This window comes from Stenotrophomonas sp. STEN063, from assembly GCF_056854515.1.
In genome coordinates this window covers 20,110-38,013 of the sequence record NZ_JBXFWF010000018.1, presented here as the reverse complement: position 1 = coordinate 38,013, position 17,904 = coordinate 20,110, and the positions used below count along the sequence as shown (strand labels likewise).

The window sequence follows — 17,904 nt, the reverse complement described above, 5'->3', positions numbered from 1 at the left end:
ACGCCGCTCCTACAACGCGGATTCAGCCCGCGCGGTAATCCTGGTAGGACTTCTCTTCCACGTAGCTGGAACCCAGCGCCAGGTTGATGGCCTTCTTGATGCGCGCGCGCTCATCGTTCTGGATGTAGACGCTGCGGGCCAGCTGCACGAACGCATCGTCGAAGGCCTGCGCCTTCTCTTTCAGGCGGATGTCGTCTTCGATGTCCCACAGGCGCTCATTGACCGCCTTCAACTCGGTACGCAGCGCTGCGATGTCCTGTGCCGCGGCCGGATGCGCGGCCCAGGTGCTGTCCAGCGCGTTCAACTCATTGCGCACATTGACCAGCTTTGCCGCATCGCTCATGCGCTCGGACTTGATCTGCAGGATGGAGATCTTGTCCAACAACTCACCGAAGGACACGGGGACGAGAATTTCTGACATGGGGCTTACCGGTTGGATCAGGCGCACAGTGTAGCCGCTGCTGTCGGGTATTCAGCCGCAGAGCCAAGGTGCAGGAGAAGCAAAAAGAAAAAGCCACCCGAGGGTGGCTTTTTCAAGTATCTGGCGGAGAGGGGGGGATTCGAACCCCCGAGGCGCTATAAACGCCTGCCTGATTTCGAGTCAGGTACATTCAACCGCTCTGCCACCTCTCCAGATGGTCCCCGGCGAACCGGGCTGCGAATAATAAGGGGCATCGGCTGCGCGGACAAGCGGTTTTTAACAAAAAAACGCTATTGGCCATCCAGGCGCTGCATTCCGCCAGCCAAACGAGTGTCTGCAGGCGCTTGCCGTACACCTCCATGAACGCGATGATGCAGAGACCTTCACCGTTGATATACAGCCCGCTCGGGCACTCATGATCGAATTTGGACACCTCAGCCACGTCGGCCTGCGTCGCCAGCTCAATGAAGACACCTACTACGGTGACGGCGAGCTGGGCCTGTGGCTGGTGGCAGACGGCATGGGCGGCCATGCCTGCGGCGAGGTAGCCAGCGCCCTGGCGCGCGAAACCATCGTCCGCGAGGTGCGCAACGGCGCTTCGCTGGTGCAGGCCATCCGCACCGCCGATGAGGAGATCATCCGCACCTCGCGCCGCCGCAACGACAGCCTGCCGATGGGTACCACGGTGGTGGCCGCACGCGTGCAGGGCAATCGTTTCGAGGTGGCCTGGGTTGGCGACAGCCGCGCCTACCTGTGGCGCGACGGCAAACTGGGCCAGCTCAGCCAGGACCACAGCTATGTGCAGGAACTGATCGCCCAGGGCACGCTCACCGCCGAGCAGGCGCGCGCGCATCCTCACCGCAATGTGGTCACGCAGGCATTGGGCGTGACCGATCCGGCCCACCTCAACGTCGCCACCATGACCGGCGAACTGCGTCCTGGCATGCAGCTGCTGCTGTGCAGTGATGGGCTTACCGAGGAAGTCGACGATGCCGGCCTCACCGAGGCACTGGCCCACGGCGACTGCAGCGCGCAGGAATGCGTGGATGCGCTGGTCGCCGCCGCACTGGATGGCGGCGGCTCGGACAACGTCACCGTCGTCCTGGTCCGCTGCCCCTAAGGCAGCGGAATTCCGTTCAAATCAACGACCGGCGTGACTCAGGCCGGCTCGCCAGGCGCGGGCGCGGGCTCGCCGTCCCACCATGCGTGTCCGGCTTTCTTGCGCAGCCTGGCCAGGCGCGCCTCGTGCGCCTCCTGCTCGGAGGCGGTCACCAGTACGCGGGGGCGCGGCAACAACGCCGATACATCGAATGCCTGCACGACACCGCTGGCACTGGTCGATTCGGCTTCCGGCTGGCCAAAACCAATCTCTTCCTGGCCCGAGGTCAGTGCGATATAGACGTCGGCCAGGATCTGCGCATCGAGCAGGCCGCCATGCAGCGTGCGGTGGGCATTGTCCACACCCAGCCGCCGGCACAGCGCATCCAGCGAGTTGCGCTGGCCGGGATAGCGCTCGCGCGCCATCGCCAGGGTATCGGTCACCGTCACCCGGCTGGCCAGGCGGCCCTTGCCGGCCAGGCTCATCTCGTTTTCGAGGAAGCCCATGTCGAACGAGGCGTTGTGGATGATCAGCTCGGCACCGTCCACATAGGCCAGGAATTCATCCACCACTTCTTCGAAGCGCGGCTTGTCGGCGAGGAAGTCCAGGCTCAGGCCGGTCACTTCCGCGGCGCCGGATTCAAAGTCGCAATCCGGCTTCAGGTAGCGGTGGAAGTTGTTGCCACTGGGGCGCCGCTCAAGCAGCTCCACGCAGCCGATTTCGACCACGCGGTTGCCCTTCTTCCATTCCAGGCCGGTGGTTTCGGTATCAAGGACGATCTGGCGCATCAGCTACCTCAGTTGCTCGCGGCGCCAGCGCGCACGCGGATTGCAGCATCGCGGGCCAACTGGTCCACGCGTTCGTTGTCCGGGTCACCGGAATGGCCCTTCACCCAGCGCCAATCGATCTGATGACGCTGCGTGGCCTCGTGCAGGCGCTCCCACAGGTCACGGTTCTTGACCGGATCACCGCCGGCGGTCTTCCAGTTGCGCCGCACCCAGCCCGACATCCACTCGGTGATGCCTTGGCGCACGTACTGCGAATCGGTGAACAAGGTGATGTTGCAGGGCTCGCTGAGCGTTTCCAGGCCCATGATCGCAGCCATCAACTCCATCCGGTTGTTGGTGGTGTGGGCTTCGCCACCGGCCAGCTCGCGCTCATGGCCCTTGTAACGCAACAACGCGCCCCATCCGCCGGGGCCGGGATTGCCGAGGCAGGCGCCATCGGTATGTACTTCAATTGACTTCATAGTGTTCCGTTGAATTCAGGTCGCCACCGGGTCGCGCCAACTGACGCGACTGGCCTTGATCGGGCCGATGTAAGCCTCGGTGCGTTTTTCAGCTTCCAGCACGCACAAGGCGCGCAGGGCCGGCAAAGCCGTGCCCGGGGTGTTGCCCGACTGCGTCCACAGCGGACCATAGTGCCGCAGCGAGCGACATCGTATGCCCTGCCGCTGCAATAGTGTCCTGCAACGTGTCACCGAAGGTGGCCGCGCGCCCTGCCATTGCCAGTGCGCGCGGTAGGGACTGCAGCGGTTGAGCAGGGTCACCCAGACCCGACCGCCGGGCATCAGCACCCGCGCGCACTCGGACAGCAAGGGCTCCAGTTCCTCGGCCGCCGGGTGCTCGATGACGATGGCCTTGATCGACTCGCTGGGCAGCGGCAACGGCAGGCTGCAACGCAGATCGCCCGTCCAGCCCGGCGCTTGCGGGTTGCGGTGCAGGCGCAGGCCACGGCCCTGCGGCGGGGAATCTGGCTTCCAGAAGGCGTTTGGCGCCAGCCACAGCCACGGCGGCGAGGGAAATCCGCGCATTTGTTCAGACAGCAGCCGCTGCTCCCATTCGCGCATCGCCTGCGCCCCGGCTTTCTCAAACCAAGGCGAGACTGCAGCTTGACGGGGGGACTGGGCGGCAGGCATTTTCCAATTCTATGCGACTGATCGCCCTGCCCGCATTTCAGGACAACTACATCTGGGCGTTGCAAACGCCCGATGACCGCACGATTTTCGTCGACCCCGGCCAGGCCGGTCCGGTTTTCGAAGCCGCTGCGCAAGGCATGCAGCCTGCAGGTGTCCTGCTCACCCACCACCACGACGACCATATCGGCGGGGTGGCAGAGTTGCGTGAGCGTTGGCCGCGCTTGCGGGTCATCGCGCCGGTAGATGAACGCATCGCACTGGAATGTGAACGAGTCAGCGAAGGCAACCGGGTAGAATTGTCGGGCTTCGACTTCAGCGTGATGGAAGTTCCCGGTCACACCCGAAGCCATATTGCCTACTACGGCCACGACCATTTGTTCAGTGGCGACATGTTGTTCAGCTTGGGCTGTGGACGCATGTTCGAAGGTACGCCGGCCCAGATGTTGGCCTCGCTCCGGCGAATGGCCGCCCTGCCCCCACAGACACTGGTCTGCTGCGGGCACGAATACACGCTGGCCAATGCCGTGTTTGCGCGGCATGTCGACCCCACCAACGCGGCATTGCAGCGCCGCCAACAGGAAGCCTCGGACATGCGCAGCAGTTCCCGTCCTACCGTTCCCGCCATCCTGGCGAGCGAACTGGAATGCAATCCATTTCTGCGGACTGCCGATACCGCGATCGTTGCAGCGATCGCGGCCCGGCTTGGTCGCGCGCCCACCGACGAGGTGGAAGTCTTCGCCGAATTGCGGCGGTGGAAAGACGGTTTTCGCGCATGAGGCGGCTTTGTCTGCCGTTGGCGCTGGGGATGTTGTTGGGCACGGGCAGCGGTACGCTGGCCGCGCAGACGCTTCCCGTCAGCGCCGGCATGACCCAGAACGTCGCCGCGCTCACTGCATTACCGTTGGACCCGGCCTCGCTGCCGGCCCCGACCACCCGTAACGGCCGCGAGATCTTCGCCAACTTCCGTGAGGGCCTGGCCGCACCACAGTGCGATGCCGAAGCCACCAGCCCACGCTGGCGCAAGCAGTTCTCGCACGCCCCTTCGCGACTGGGCAATGTCGAGGACGACGCGCTGCCGCTGTTCGGCTACGTCGTCGACGAGCTGCGCAGTGCCGGCCTGCCAACCGAATTCGCCCTGATCCCCTTCGTTGAAAGCGGCTACCGCCCCGGCGCTCGCAACGCCAGCGGCCCGGCCGGGCTGTGGCAGTTCATCGCCACCACCGCGCGCAACCACCGCGTGCCGATGGAGAAGGGCTATGACGGCCGCCTGTCGGCGGTGGATTCCACCCGCGCCGCGGTGCGCTACCTGAAGACCCTGCACGGCATGTTTGCCGGTGACTGGCAGCTGGCGGTGATGGCGTACAACGCTGGTGAATACCGCATCCTGCAGTCGCTGCGCCGCGGCGGCATGAACGCACAGAACGCCACCGCTTCCGAACTGCCGGGCCTGTCGCCGATCACCTACGCCTATGTAGAAAAGCTGCACGCACTGGCCTGCGTGCTGGAACAGGCCGAGAACGAACCCGACCTGATGGCGGCGCTGGACCGGCAGGTACCGATCCTGAAGGGCCACACCCTGCCAGCCAACACCACCCTGGCGGCCTGGTCGGCGCAGAACGCGCTGGACCCGGCCCGCATCGCCCGCCTCAACCCCGCCCTGACCAGCTCGCGCTCCGGTACCCGGGTGTTGGCACCGGCTGCGGCCATGGGCAGCGTGGAGAGCGACAACAGCGACAGCGTGCTGGTAGCCACCCGCGACGCGGCACCTGCCGCAGCGACGCCCGTCGCCAGCCGCCGTCCTGCTGCTCCCTCGCGCGCGGTCGCCTCGCCAAACACTGGCAGCCGCCACACCGTCCGCAGCGGCGAATCGGCCTGGACCATCGCCCGCCGCTACGGCATTTCGGTGAAGACCCTGCTCTCGTCCAACAACCTGGATGCCAGCGCGGTGCTGAAGCCGGGCATGGTGCTGCGTTACGACGAGGCGCGCTGAGCCATAGCTGCCACAGCAGAACGAAAGCAGAAGCCCGGCCAATAGCCGGGCTTCTGCGCTTGATGTAGTGCCGAGCCATGCTCGGCAGGGGCTTCAGCGCTGATCTTTCCGCTTGTGGGAGCGGCGTAAGCCGCGAAGCTGATGATCCATCCGATTGCGCGGATACCGGCGATTCCATTGCTGTCGGCTTCGCGGCTTATGCCACTCCTACAAAAGCTGGAGATTGTCGGTAATGCCCCTGCCGAGCATGGCTCGGCACTACAGATGCTGCTGGCTGTATCGGCAATGCCCTGCCGAGCATGGCTCGGCACTACCGGGTGCTGCTGGCTGTATTGGCAACGCCCTCTGCCGAGCATGGCTCGGCACTACATAAGAAAAAGCCCGGCTTTCGCCGGGCTTTTTGTTTGTTGATGCTCAGGTGCTCAGAGCTGGGATTCCTGCACCTGCACCTTGTAGCGCTTGCGCATGCCGTCGACATAGGTCTTGGCTGCGGCTGCGCCGTCGATCTGGCTCAGCTGGTCCTTGAGCATGGCCTGCTGCGCTTCCGGCACTTCGGCCGGGTTGCCCGGCGTCACCTTGGTGACCGCGAACACGGCATAGCGGCCCGGCTCCATCTCGACCTTGCCATAGCTCGGCTTGTCGCCGACCGGAGCCGCGGCAGTGAACGCAGCGCGGTTGGCTTCAACGGTCGGCATCGGCGCGGTGCGCGGCAGGCCCGGCATCGGCAGCAGCTGCAGCTGCTCGCTGCCAGCCAATGCCTGCAGGGTCTGGCCGGCATTCAACTTGGCCAGCAACGCGTCCGCAGCCTTCTTCGAGGCTTCTTCGGAACGGTGCGCACGTACCGCGGCAATCACCTGCTCACGCGCCTGCGCAAGCGGAATCGCCTGCTCCGGGGTGTGTGCGGTAACGCGGACCATGACCGTGTGGTTCGGAGCCAGTTCGATCGGGTCGCTGACCGTACCGTCTTCCTTCAAGGTATCGGAGAACACAGCCTTCAGCACGGCCGGATTGGCAGCGATGCCGCTGGCGGTGGCGCGGTTGAACGGGCCCAGGGTCTGCACCGGCAGGCCAACTTCCTTGGCTGCGCCACCCAGCTCGGTCGGGTTCTTGTAAACCAGATCGACCAGGCGACCGCTCAGCTCATTGAATGCCTTCTCGGTATCTGCCTGCAGCTGCTCGGCAGCCAACTGGTCACGCACTTCCTCGAACGGACGGCCTTCGCCACCCTTGATCTCGCGCAGCTTCAACACGTGGTAGCCGAACTCGGTCTTGACCGGGCCGACCACATCACCGGCCTTCATCGCGAACAGCGCGTCTTCGAACGGCTTGACCATCACGCCCTTCTCAACCCAGCCCAAGTCGCCACCGGAATCCTTGGAGCCCGGATCTTCCGAGTTGGCCTTGGCCAGCGCGGCGAAATCGGCACCCGGCTGCTTGGCCTCCGCGGCCAGCTTGGCTGCCTTGGCTTCGGCAGCCTTTTCATCGCTGCCCTTGGCAATCAGGATGTGCGAAGCCAGACGCTGGTCGGCGCTGACAAAACGCGCCTTCTCGTCTTCATAGCGCTGACGCAGCGTGGCTTCGTCAGCCGCCGTCGCGGCCGGCATGCTCGCAGCATTGAGCTCGACGTACTCGATGGTGACGCTTTCCGGCTGACGGAAGTCCTTCGGATGCGCCTTGTACCACTGGTCGATCTCGGCGTCCGTGACCGCTGCAGTATCAGGCGCAACGACCGGCAACAATGCGAATTCCACGTCGCGGGTTTCGCCCAACAGCTTCAGCAGACGCTCGCTTTCGCCCTTGGTGGTGAAGCCCGATTGGGCCAGTGCCGAAGGAATGATCGACTGCTGCAGGCTAGAGCGCACCAGCTGTTCGAACATCGCCGGCGTACGCGGCGGCATGCTCTGGGCAAGCGCCAGGCGGTACTGGTCCGGATCGAACTTGCCATCCTTCTGGAAGCCTGGAATCGCCGCGATGTAGTCGCGCACGGCCTTGTCGCCGATGACGATATGCGCGTCTTCGGCAGCCAGACGCACAACCTGCTCGTCGATCAGCTGATCGAGCACGAGGCGCTTGTTCTCGGCGGTTTCAAATTCGCGCGGGTCGAAGTTGTCGCCCTGCTGCTCACGCGCCTGCATGCGCGCCTGCTCAAAACGGGTACGGAAGTCCTCGACGCTGACTTCATGGTGGTTCCAAAGGAACGACATCGGCCACCATGACGGTGCCGAGGTCCACCACGACGGCGGCGCCGACACTTTGGCAACGTTCTGTGCGCCGACGCCACCGAGGTAGCTGTTGTCGATCACAAACAGGAACGGGATCATCAACAGGCCCATGATCACCGTAACGATCCAGCCTGAGGTCTTGTCGCGAAGTTTCTGCAGCATGGGCAAATCGAGGCCTGAGTGGCGAGCCCGGCAGTTTAACCCGCTTCCTGCCCCGCGCCCAACTCGGCCGCTGCCAATAGCGGGGCAAAAAAAAGCCCCCGGCTTGCGCCGAGGGCTTTGAGACATCTGGCGGAGCGGACGGGACTCGAACCCGCGACCTCCGGCGTGACAGGCCAGCATTCTAACCAACTGAACTACCGCTCCACACTTTCAAACTGTACTGCAATGCTTAACTTGGTGGGTGCTGAGGGTTTCGAACCCCCGACCCTCTCCGTGTAAGGGAGACGCTCTACCGCTGAGCTAAGCACCCCAGCTGAGCCGCTTAGTTTACAGCGTCTTTCAGAGCTTTACCAGCCTTGAAGGCAGGATTTTTTGCAGCGGCGATTTTGATCTCTTCGCCGGTCTTCGGGTTACGGCCGGTGCGCGCAGCGCGCTCACGAACCTGGAACGTACCGAAGCCCACCAGAGTCACGGCATCACCCTTCTTCAGGGCCTTGGTGATCTCGGCGATGACGGCATCAACCGCACGGCCAGCTTCAGCCTTGGTCAGGTCAGCAGCACCGGCAACGCCATCGATCAATTCGGTCTTGTTCATTCTGTAAAACTCCCTTTGCGGTAATCCGCGGAATTATTGAGTGGCACCCGTACGTCCCCAAGACGCACGACTGCCGAAGAACCTGCAAACACGCCGACAAAAAAACACTGCCGCGTGAGTCGCACTTTTATACCAGCGCCCCCCTACCCGCGCAAGCTGAAAAGCCTTTAATGACGCGGGTTTTGAGGGGTTTTACGTTCACATTTCAGTGCTTGACGCGGGCCGTCGGAGCTGCCTTCGCCTTGCCGCGAACTGCGACACGCTGCGCACTTTTGCCGACTTTCTTCGGCCTCAGCGGCGTTGCCAATGCGATATCCAGCACTTCGTCGATCCACTTCACCGGCACGATGGTCAGGTCGCGGGTGACATTGGCCGGGATGTCCACCAGGTCCTTGCGGTTCTCTTCGGGAATCACCACGGTGCGGATGCCGCCGCGCAGCGCGGCCAGCAGCTTCTCCTTCAGGCCACCAATTGCGGTAACGCGACCACGCAGAGTGATCTCACCGGTCATCGCCACTTCGGCCTTGACAGGCACCTTGGTCAGCGTGGACACCAGCGAAGTCACCATCGCGATGCCGGCGCTCGGGCCATCCTTCGGCGTCGCGCCATCGGGCACGTGCAGGTGGACATCGTGTTTCTGCAGGAAATCCACGTCGATGCCGAGTGCTTCGGCACGTGCACGCACCACCGACAAGGCGGCCGTGGCCGATTCCTTCATCACGTTGCCAAGCTGGCCGGTGAGCGTGACCGCGCCCTTGCCCGGGATCAGCGTCGACTCGACCTGCAGCAGCTCGCCGCCGACTTCGGTCCAGGCCAGGCCGGTGACCAGGCCGATCTCGTTTTCTTCCTCGGCACGGCCGAAGTCGAAGCGCTGCACGCCCAGGTACTTGTCCAGGTTCTTCGCGTCGACCACCACCAGCGCCTTCAGCTTCTTGGCCGACTTCTTGGCAGCAGCCTTCTTCACCGGCTGCGGACCAGCGAGGGCGATTTCCTTCACTACCTTGCGGCAGATCTTGGCGATTTCGCGCTCGAGGTTACGCACACCGGATTCGCGCGTGTAATAGCGCACGATGCCGCGGATGGCATCTTCTTCGATCGCCAGCTCTTCCGCCGTCAGGCCATTGGCCTTGAGCTGCTTGCTGAGCAGGTAGCGGGTGGCGATGTTGAGCTTCTCGTCTTCGGTATAACCCGGGATGCGGATCACTTCCATGCGGTCCAGCAGCGGACCGGGGATATTCAACGAATTGGAGGTAGCCACGAACATCACTTCGCTCAGGTCCAGGTCGACCTCGAGGTAGTGATCGTTGAAGGCGTTGTTCTGTTCCGGGTCCAGCACTTCAAGCAGTGCCGAAGACGGATCGCCGCGGAAATCCATCGACATCTTGTCGATCTCATCCAGCACGAACAGCGGGTTCTTGCTGCCGACCTTGTTGAGGTTCTGCACGATGCGGCCCGGCATCGAACCAACATAGGTACGGCGATGGCCACGGATCTCGGCCTCGTCGCGCACGCCACCCAGGCTCATGCGCACGAACTTGCGGTTGGTGGCCTTGGCGATGGACTGACCCAGCGAGGTCTTGCCCACGCCCGGCGGACCGACCAGGCACAGGATCGGGCCCTTCATCTGCTTCACCCGCGCCTGCACTGCTAGGTATTCAAGGATGCGATCCTTGACCTTGTCCAGGCCGTAATGGTCGGCATCCAGCGTGTCCTGCGCGACCTTCAGATCCTTGCGGACCTTGGTGCGCTTCTTCCACGGCACGCCCAGCAGCCATTCCAGATAATTGCGCACCACCGCGGCTTCGGCCGACATCGGTGACATCTGCTTGAGCTTGTTGAGCTCGCTCTTGGCCTTGGTCTCGACCGGCTTGGGCATGCCGGCTTCGGCGATCTTGCGCGCCAGCTCTTCCATCTCACCCGGCGCTTCATCCAGGTCACCCAGTTCTTTCTGGATGGCCTTCATCTGCTCGTTGAGGTAGTACTCGCGCTGGCTCTTCTCCATCTGCGATTTGACACGGCCGCGGATGCGCTTCTCCAGCTGCTGCACGTCGATCTCGCCGTCGACCAAGCCGACCAGCATTTCCAGGCGGTCGCCGACCTGCAGGGTTTCCAGCAGCTTCTGCTTGTCGGCCAGGCGCACACCGATGTGCGCGGCGATGGTATCGGCCAGGCGCGTTGGTTCTTCGATGCCGGCCAGGGTCTGCAACAGCTCCGGCGGCAGCTTGCGGTTGGTCTTGACGTACTGCTCGAACAGCGACATCAGCGAACGGGCAATCGCCTCGATCTCACGCGGCTCGCGCGATTCGTCCGATTCGATTTCCACGCCATGGCCCTGCAGCGAGCCGTCCTGCTCATGGACCTTGTCCACGGCAACGCGCGACAGGCCTTCGACCAGCACCTTGATGGTGCCGTCGGGCAGCTTCAGCAATTGCAGTACCTGCGCCAGGGTGCCGACGGTGTACAGGTCGGCAGCCGCCGGGTCGTCGGTTTCGGCAGACTTCTGCGCAAGCAGCAGGATGCGCTTGTCGGCCTCCATCGCGCGCTCCAGCGCCTGCATGGACTTGTCGCGGCCCACGAACAGGGGGATGACCATGTGCGGGAACACCACCACGTCGCGTAGCGGCAGGACCGGCAGGTCGAGGACTTCGAGTTGGGACTGGGCCATGGGGGCTCCGAGATTCGGTGGAGGCTAAATAAAAAAGCCGATGGCCCCGTTATGGGGCCATCGGCGAGGTGTTGCAAGAGCTGTCGAAAGCTGAACGTGAGCGGCGCAACCGCCTATTCACCTCAGTTCGCCCGGGTTCACTCGCCTGAGGCGGTTTTGACCGGTTCCGGCGGCGCCTGGTAGACGATGTACGGCTCGGATTTGTTCTCGATGACCGATTCGTCCACGACCACCTTGCTGACGTTTTCCTGCGAGGGCAGCTCGTACATGGTGTCCAGCAGTACCGACTCGACGATGGTGCGCAGGCCACGGGCGCCGGTCTTGCGCTTCAGCGCCTTCTTGGCGATGGCCGACAGCGCATCGGGGCGGAACTCCAGCTCCACGTTCTCCATCTCGAACAGCTTCTTGAACTGCTTGGTGATGGCGTTCTTGGGCTCGGTCAGGATCTGGATCAGGGCCGCTTCGTCCAGCTCTTCCAGGGTCGCGACCACCGGCAGGCGGCCAACGAATTCCGGGATCAGGCCGAACTTGATCAGGTCTTCCGGCTCGACTTCAGCCAGCACCTTGCCCACTTCCTGCTTGCGCTCGGCGCTCTTCACCTTGGCACCAAAACCGATGCTGCTGGTATCGGTGGAACGGGCCTGGATCACCTTGTCCAGGCCAGCGAACGCGCCGCCGCAGATGAACAGGATGTTCTTGGTGTCGACCTGCAGGAACTCCTGCTGCGGGTGCTTGCGGCCGCCCTGCGGCGGAACGCTGGCCACGGTGCCTTCGATCAGCTTCAGCAGGGCCTGCTGTACGCCTTCGCCGGACACATCGCGGGTGATCGACGGGTTCTCGCTCTTGCGCGAGATCTTGTCGATTTCATCGATGTAGACGATGCCCTGCTGTGCCTTCTCGACGTCGTAGTCGCACTTCTGCAGCAGCTTCTGGATGATGTTTTCCACGTCCTCGCCCACGTAACCGGCTTCGGTCAGGGTGGTCGCATCGGCCATGGTGAACGGCACGTTGAGCAGGCGCGCCAGCGTTTCGGCCAGCAGCGTCTTGCCCGAACCGGTCGGGCCGACCAGCAGGATGTTGGACTTGGACAGCTCGACGTCGTCGCTCTTGGAACGACTCTCGATGCGTTTGTAGTGGTTGTACACCGCAACCGCCAGCGTGCGCTTGGCGCGGTTCTGGCCAATCACGTACTGGTCGAGCACCTCGAGGATCTCGCGCGGCTTGGGCAGCGAACTGCGCGCCGACTGCGCCTTTTCCTCAAGTTCCTCACGGATGATGTCGTTGCACAGCTCCACGCATTCATCACAGATGAATACGCTCGGGCCTGCGATCAGCTTACGAACTTCGTGCTGACTCTTGCCGCAGAACGAGCAGTACAGAATCTTGCCGCTGCTGTCCCCGGTACGACCTTGCCGGTCTTCGCTCATGCTTCGCTTACCCAGTTGCTTCCCCCTCTGAACAGGGGGTTCAATTTCGAGAATAGCACAGGGCCGGAAGGACACCAGTCCGGTTCCGACCCTGCAAAATCAGGCCGATTTTCTGGCCGTTCAACGCATCAGGAGGCCTGGATGCTCTCTTCCGGACGGCGCTCCAGCACCTGGTCCACCAAGCCGTAAGCCGCAGCTTCGGCCGCGCTCTTGAAGTTGTCACGCTCGGTGTCGCGGGCGATGGTCTCCAGGTCCTGCCCGGTGTGCTTGGCCAGCACTTCGTTCAGGCGCGAACGCAGGGTCAGGATTTCACGGGCGTGGATGTCGATGTCCGTGGCCTGGCCCTGGTAGCCGCCGAGCGGCTGGTGGATCATCACGCGTGAGTTCGGCAGCGCGAAGCGCTTGCCCGGCGCACCGGCAGCCAGCAGCAGCGCGCCCATCGAGGCGGCCTGGCCGATGCAGGTGGTGCTGACGTCCGGCTTGATGTACTGCATGGTGTCGTAGATCGCCATGCCAGCCGTGACCACGCCGCCCGGCGAGTTGATGTAGATGCTGATTTCCTTCTCGGGGTTTTCCGACTCAAGGAACAGCAGCTGCGCGACCACAACGTTCGCCATGTGGTCGTCGATCGGACCGACCAGGAAAATCAGGCGCTCTTTGAGCAGGCGCGAATAGATATCGTAGGCGCGCTCGCCGCGGCTGGTCTGTTCGACCACCATCGGAACCATGTTCAGAGCTTTGGTTCGGTTGTCCATTACGTGAGGCACCTATTTTGGGAGGGAACTCCCCGCGCCGTGGCGCGGGGATGAAACACCGCCAGCTTACTGGCGGATGGCTTCCTGGAACGTCAAGGCCTGCTCGGTGTGCTGGGCACGCTCGGCGATCCAGTCGATGACCTGCTCTTCCATCACACGGTTCTGCAGACCCGACATAAGCTGGGGATCATTGCGGTACATCTCAATGACCTGCTCCGGCTCTTCGTAGGTCGAAGCGATCAGGCGCATGGTTTCGTTCAGGCGCTTCGGGTCCAGGCGCAGCTCGTTCTTGCGGGCCACTTCACCAACCAGCAGGCCGACCAGCACGCGCTTGGAAGCGGCGTCCTTGAAGCCTTCGTGGGCATCGGCCGGCACTTCGCCCGGGTTGCCGCCCTGGCGACGGATGGCATCGATCTGCTGGGCCAGCATCGAGCGGGCTTCACCCTCGACCAGGCGCGGCGGCAGCTCGACCGAGGAATAGGCGGCAATCAGCTGCTCGCCCACTTCGCGGCGCAGGCGGTTCATCAGCGCGCCCTTGAGCTCGCGCTCCAGGTTGGAACGGATGTCGGCGCGGAACTGCTCCACGTCGCCGTTCTTCACGCCGAAGCTCTTGATGAAGGCGGTGTCGACTTCCGGCATGTCCTGCTCGGAGACTTCAACGGCCTTGACGGTGACCTGCACGGTCTTGCCCGCCAGTGCCGGCACGCGCCAGTCAGCCGGGAACTCGACGTCCAGGGTCTTTTCTTCACCCTTGGCCAGGCCGACCAGGCCCTTTTCGATCTGCTCGAACATCATGCCCTGGCCGATGATGATGGTGCCCTTCTCGACACCCTCAGCCGGCAGACGCTCGTCGCCAGCCTGCGACCAGGTTTCCAGGCCGACCAGATCGCCTTCCTGGGCGCCGCGTGCAACCGGCTTCCAGGTGCGACGCTGGGCACGCAGGTTCTCGATCATCTGGTCGATGTCGGCATCGCTGATTTCGGCGGTGTGGCGCACGACGGTCAGCTTGGTGACGTCGACGTCGCCGAAGTCCGGGATCAGCTCAACGGTGGCAACGAAGTCGAACTCGCCTTCGCCAGCCTTGTCGATGCGCGGGTTACCGGCAATGCGCAGCTCGTGCTGGCGCAGGGCGGCGTCAAAGGTCTCGCGCAGCAGGCCGTCCAGCGCCTCGGCGCGCACCTGCGGGCCAAAACGCTGTTCGATCACCTTGGCCGGCACCTTGCCCGGACGGAAACCCTTGATGCGCGCGGTGCGCGCGATTTCGCCCAGACGGCCGCTGATATGCCCCTGCAGACGCTCTTCCGGCAGCGAGAAGCTCAGGCGGCGTTCCAGATTGCCGGTGGATTCGATCGAAGCTTGCATGTTGACTCCTGCCACCGGCGGCAACCGCCCCGGTTCGATGTGATGGATGAAACGGTTGTAGGGCGCGGTTATGCACCGCAGCCCTTTAGTTTGGCCGATATCGCCCGTGGCCGCCAGCGGGCAGACCCATACAGGTTGTCTGAAAAGGCCCGCAGCGGGCGGAGAACACCACTGACTGGTGCGAAAGGGGGGACTCGAACCCCCACGCCTTGCGGCACTGGAACCTAAATCCAGGGCGTCTACCAATTCCGCCACTTTCGCAATACTGACCCAGCGCAGCATTGTTGCAGGAGCGCCCGCAAAGCGGAAGCCAGCCCCGCCTGCGCATCGCTCCAACAATGAGCGCCTGAACAATGACCGGGCGGCATGCCGCCCTGGCTAAGAAAAAAGCCGCCAGATTTCTCCAGCGGCTTCTTGATTTGGTGGGCTGTCAAGGATTCGAACCTTGGACCTATTGATTAAGAGTCAACTGCTCTACCAACTGAGCTAACAGCCCTGAAACTTCGAGGTGAATTCTACACTACAAGCGTGTTTCATGCACCCGCCCAAAACACCGGGCTTACATAAAAAGAGAAAGCCGCTGGATCGCTCCAACGGCTTTCTTGATTTGGTGGGCTGTCAAGGATTCGAACCTTGGACCTATTGATTAAGAGTCAACTGCTCTACCAACTGAGCTAACAGCCCTGAAAATCAGGAGGCGAATAATGCCCCAATCCGACTTTTATTGCAAGCCCGGATTTCACTCCGAAGCCTTGAAACAGTGGGGTGGCTGAGGGGATTCGAACCCCCGACCACCGGAATCACAATCCGGTACTCTAACCAACTGAGCTACAGCCACCACTGAAACCTTGCTTACCTACCGCTTGCACCTGATGGCGCGCCCGACAGGAATCGAACCTGTAACCGCCGGCTTAGAAGGCCGGTGCTCTATCCAGTTGAGCTACGGGCGCTCTGACCGGATTGTCGCACTCCAACACGCGCTTGGTGCGTTGGATGGTCGGGGTAGAGGGATTCGAACCCCCGACATCCTGCTCCCAAAGCAGGCGCGCTACCAGACTGCGCTATACCCCGGCGGTGAATCCTTCCAATGCCCCGGAAAGGTCGGCTATTGTGGGAAAAACGCGCCTACCTGTCAACGGTAAATTTCATTTTGTTTGAATTGGGTATGCTGGCGTTCGATTCCCGCCCATTTCATAGCAACGGAGCATTGCATGCGCAGCGGCAACCCTGCCCTTTCCGATACAACCTTCCTCGACCTTGGCAGCGGCAGCGTGGTGTCGCGCGGCGCCGATGCGATGAGCATCAACGGCACCGTCAACAAGACCGGCATCCTGTTGCTGCTGGCCGCACTGACTGCCGCGTTCGCATGGAACGGCACCCTCAGTGACAGCGGCGAGCTGCTGCCTGCCGCCAAACTCTACATGTGGGGCGGCCTGATCGTCGGCTTCATCCTCTCGATGGTGACCATCTTCAAGAAGACCTGGGCACCGGTCAGCGCGCCACTGTACGCACTGGCGGAAGGCCTGTTCCTGGGTTCGATCTCGGCCATCTACGAAGCACGCTTCAACGGCATCGTGTTCCAGGCGGTGATCCTCACGTTCGGCACCTTGTTCGCGCTGCTGTTCGCCTACCGCAGCGGTCTGATCAAGGCCACCGAGAACTTCAAGCTGGGCGTGGTCGCCGCTACCGGCGGCATCGCCCTGGTGTACCTGGCGACGATCGTGCTGGGCCTGTTCAACATCAACATCCCCTTCATCCATGAGTCCGGCCTGATCGGCATCGGCTTCAGCCTGTTCGTGGTGGTGATCGCCGCACTGAACCTGGTGCTGGATTTCGACTTCATCGAAAGCGGCGTGGAAGCCGGCGCACCGAAGTACATGGAGTGGTACGGCGCGTTTGGTCTGATGGTCACCCTGGTGTGGCTGTACATCGAGTTCCTGCGCCTGCTGTCGAAGCTGCAGTCGCGCAACTGAGGTTGCTGCAGGTTGTTTGCGAAGGGCGCCCAATGGGCGCCCTTTGTTTTGTAGTGCCGAGCCAAGCGGGGCCTTGGGGTGTCCGCTAGCAAACCATCCGCGGCAATGGCGTTACCGATAGAAAACCTGCCGAGCATGGCTCGGCACTACATCAACAAAAACGGAGCGCTTTCGCGCTCCGTTTCTGTACCAGTAGCTACCGCAGCTGCAATCAGAGGCGGCTGGCGATGGCCTGGGCGAAGCCCATGGTGGAGCCGTTGCCGCCCAGGTCGCCGGTCAGCGAATCCTTGGCTTCCATCGTGGCAACGATGGCCTTGCGCAGGCGCTCGGCGTTTTCCGGCTGACCGACATGGTCCAGCATCTGTGCAGCGCCCAGCAGCAGGGCGACCGGGTTGGCCTTGCCCTGACCGGCGATATCCGGAGCGGTGCCGTGCACGGCTTCGAAGATGGCCGCATCAACGCCGATGTTGGCACCCGGGGCCAGGCCCAGGCCGCCGACCAGACCAGCACACAGGTCGGAGATGATGTCGCCGAACAGGTTGGTGGTGACGATGATGTCGAACTGCTCCGGACGCATCACCAGCTGCATGCAGGCGTTGTCGACGATCATTTCCTGGAACTCGATCTCCGGGTACTTAGCGGCGACTTCGCGCGCCACGTCCAGGAACAGGCCCGAGGTCGACTTGATGATGTTGGCCTTGTGCACGGCGGTGACCTTCTTGCGGCCGGTGCTCTTGGCCAGCTCGAAGGCGTAGCGCACGATGCGCTCGGAGCCCTTGCGGGTGATGCGGGTGCCGGAGAACGCGGTCTCGCCGTCGGCCGACACTTCCTGGCCTTCGGCCAGGTAGGCGCCTTCGGTGTTCTCACGCACCGTGATCATGTTGATGTTCTCGTAGCGCGACTTGGTGTTCGGGAACGAGATGGCCGGGCGCACGTTGGCGTACAGGTCGAACTGGCGACGCAGGGCAACGTTGATCGAGCTGAAACCGCCACCGACCGGCGTGGTCAGCGGGCTCTTCAGGGCGACCTTGTTCTTCTTGATCGACTCCAGGGTGGAAGCCGGGATCAGCTCACCATGCTTTTCCAGCGCGGCCAGGCCGGCGTCGGCGAACTCATAGCTCAGGCCAGCGCCCAGCTTGTCCAGCACGAACAGGGTGGCGTCCATGATTTCCGGGCCGATGCCATCGCCGCGGATGACGGTGATTGTCTGCGTCATTTCTAGGTATTCCGAACAGGGAGGAGGAATGCGCCATCCGGCTGCCCGGAACCCGGCGCGATTGAAAAGGTTTCAACTGTCAATTATGCCTGATCAGCC

Annotated in this window: 15 protein-coding genes and 9 tRNA genes; 4 read left to right on the top strand and 20 right to left on the bottom strand. The window is 62.9% G+C overall.

All coding sequences use genetic code 11. The features are described 5' to 3' along the window. Positions 1–22: 22 nt before the first annotated feature. Both AC1VWL_RS06930 and AC1VWL_RS06925 read right to left on the bottom strand, forming a co-directional pair. Positions 23–421 carry a DUF6165 family protein gene (locus tag AC1VWL_RS06930; RefSeq protein ID WP_482986205.1) on the bottom strand — a complete coding sequence of 133 codons (399 nt, stop codon included), beginning with the start codon at positions 419–421 and terminating at the stop codon, positions 23–25. A gap of 121 nt (positions 422–542) precedes the next feature. Beyond that, a tRNA-Ser gene (locus AC1VWL_RS06925) sits at positions 543–633 on the bottom strand. Positions 634–836: 203 nt separating this feature from the next. Here AC1VWL_RS06925 and AC1VWL_RS06920 point away from each other — a divergent pair. Then, positions 837–1,541: a PP2C family protein-serine/threonine phosphatase gene (locus AC1VWL_RS06920; RefSeq protein WP_482986204.1), complete on the top strand. Its 705-nt coding sequence runs from the start codon at positions 837–839 to the stop codon at positions 1,539–1,541. 38 nt (positions 1,542–1,579) lie between these two features. On the opposite strand, the gene dnaQ is transcribed toward AC1VWL_RS06920, so the two are convergent. From dnaQ to AC1VWL_RS06905, 3 genes are read right to left on the bottom strand one after another with little or no spacing between them, the layout of a single operon-like run. Further along, complete coding sequence (gene dnaQ / locus AC1VWL_RS06915; protein ID WP_482986203.1) at positions 1,580–2,308, bottom strand: DNA polymerase III subunit epsilon; 729 nt, start codon at positions 2,306–2,308, stop codon at positions 1,580–1,582. An 8-nt stretch (positions 2,309–2,316) separates the two neighbouring features. Further along, positions 2,317–2,769, bottom strand: a complete 453-nt coding sequence (gene rnhA / locus AC1VWL_RS06910) for a ribonuclease HI (protein ID WP_296247856.1) — start codon at positions 2,767–2,769, stop codon at positions 2,317–2,319. A 15-nt stretch (positions 2,770–2,784) separates the two neighbouring features. Further along, positions 2,785–3,333: a class I SAM-dependent methyltransferase gene (locus AC1VWL_RS06905; protein WP_482986202.1), complete on the bottom strand. Its 549-nt coding sequence runs from the start codon at positions 3,331–3,333 to the stop codon at positions 2,785–2,787. A gap of 116 nt (positions 3,334–3,449) precedes the next feature. Between AC1VWL_RS06905 and gloB the strand changes: the two genes are divergently transcribed. Further along, on the top strand, positions 3,450–4,214 hold the full coding sequence (gene gloB / locus AC1VWL_RS06900; protein WP_296247858.1) for a hydroxyacylglutathione hydrolase: 765 nt from the start codon (positions 3,450–3,452) through the stop codon (positions 4,212–4,214). Beyond that, positions 4,211–5,428, top strand: a complete 1,218-nt coding sequence (locus tag AC1VWL_RS06895; protein WP_482986201.1) for a lytic transglycosylase domain-containing protein — start codon at positions 4,211–4,213, stop codon at positions 5,426–5,428. Before gloB ends, AC1VWL_RS06895 begins: the two co-directional genes overlap by 4 nt. Positions 5,429–5,850: 422 nt before the next feature. On the opposite strand, the gene AC1VWL_RS06890 is transcribed toward AC1VWL_RS06895, so the two are convergent. From AC1VWL_RS06890 to AC1VWL_RS06825, 14 genes are all read right to left on the bottom strand, one after another. Then, positions 5,851–7,812, bottom strand: coding sequence for a peptidyl-prolyl cis-trans isomerase (locus AC1VWL_RS06890; RefSeq protein WP_482986200.1), 1,962 nt, complete (start codon positions 7,810–7,812; stop codon positions 5,851–5,853). A gap of 127 nt (positions 7,813–7,939) precedes the next feature. Continuing rightward, a tRNA-Asp gene (locus AC1VWL_RS06885) sits at positions 7,940–8,016 on the bottom strand. 31 nt (positions 8,017–8,047) lie between these two features. After that, positions 8,048–8,122, bottom strand: a tRNA-Val gene (locus AC1VWL_RS06880). A 12-nt stretch (positions 8,123–8,134) separates the two neighbouring features. Beyond that, on the bottom strand, positions 8,135–8,407 hold the full coding sequence (locus AC1VWL_RS06875; RefSeq protein WP_282270927.1) for an HU family DNA-binding protein: 273 nt from the start codon (positions 8,405–8,407) through the stop codon (positions 8,135–8,137). 205 nt (positions 8,408–8,612) lie between these two features. Next, entirely contained in the window at positions 8,613–11,072 is a 2,460-nt protein-coding gene (gene lon, locus AC1VWL_RS06870; protein ID WP_482986199.1) for an endopeptidase La, read from the bottom strand. Between the two features lie 137 nt (positions 11,073–11,209). After that, the gene (clpX, locus tag AC1VWL_RS06865) at positions 11,210–12,499 is read right to left on the bottom strand and encodes an ATP-dependent Clp protease ATP-binding subunit ClpX (RefSeq protein ID WP_282270923.1); all 1,290 of its coding nucleotides are present in this window, start codon (positions 12,497–12,499) and stop codon (positions 11,210–11,212) included. Between the two features lie 128 nt (positions 12,500–12,627). Then, entirely contained in the window at positions 12,628–13,254 is a 627-nt protein-coding gene (clpP, locus tag AC1VWL_RS06860) for an ATP-dependent Clp endopeptidase proteolytic subunit ClpP (protein ID WP_057629317.1), read from the bottom strand. 66 nt (positions 13,255–13,320) lie between these two features. Continuing rightward, entirely contained in the window at positions 13,321–14,616 is a 1,296-nt protein-coding gene (gene tig / locus AC1VWL_RS06855) for a trigger factor (RefSeq protein WP_282270920.1), read from the bottom strand. 176 nt (positions 14,617–14,792) lie between these two features. Continuing rightward, positions 14,793–14,877: transfer RNA gene (locus AC1VWL_RS06850), tRNA-Leu, on the bottom strand. A gap of 159 nt (positions 14,878–15,036) precedes the next feature. After that, a tRNA-Lys gene (locus tag AC1VWL_RS06845) sits at positions 15,037–15,112 on the bottom strand. Positions 15,113–15,224: 112 nt separating this feature from the next. Further along, positions 15,225–15,300, bottom strand: a tRNA-Lys gene (locus AC1VWL_RS06840). Positions 15,301–15,377: 77 nt separating this feature from the next. Continuing rightward, positions 15,378–15,454: transfer RNA gene (locus AC1VWL_RS06835), tRNA-His, on the bottom strand. 35 nt (positions 15,455–15,489) lie between these two features. Beyond that, positions 15,490–15,566 (bottom strand) — tRNA-Arg (locus tag AC1VWL_RS06830). 44 nt (positions 15,567–15,610) lie between these two features. Continuing rightward, positions 15,611–15,687: transfer RNA gene (locus AC1VWL_RS06825), tRNA-Pro, on the bottom strand. Between the two features lie 140 nt (positions 15,688–15,827). On the opposite strand from AC1VWL_RS06825, the gene AC1VWL_RS06820 reads away from it, so the two are divergent. Next, on the top strand, positions 15,828–16,589 hold the full coding sequence (locus tag AC1VWL_RS06820; RefSeq protein WP_482986198.1) for a Bax inhibitor-1/YccA family protein: 762 nt from the start codon (positions 15,828–15,830) through the stop codon (positions 16,587–16,589). Positions 16,590–16,800: 211 nt separating this feature from the next. On the opposite strand, the gene AC1VWL_RS06815 is transcribed toward AC1VWL_RS06820, so the two are convergent. Next, positions 16,801–17,805, bottom strand: coding sequence for an isocitrate dehydrogenase (locus AC1VWL_RS06815; protein ID WP_282269697.1), 1,005 nt, complete (start codon positions 17,803–17,805; stop codon positions 16,801–16,803). Positions 17,806–17,904 lie beyond the last annotated feature (99 nt).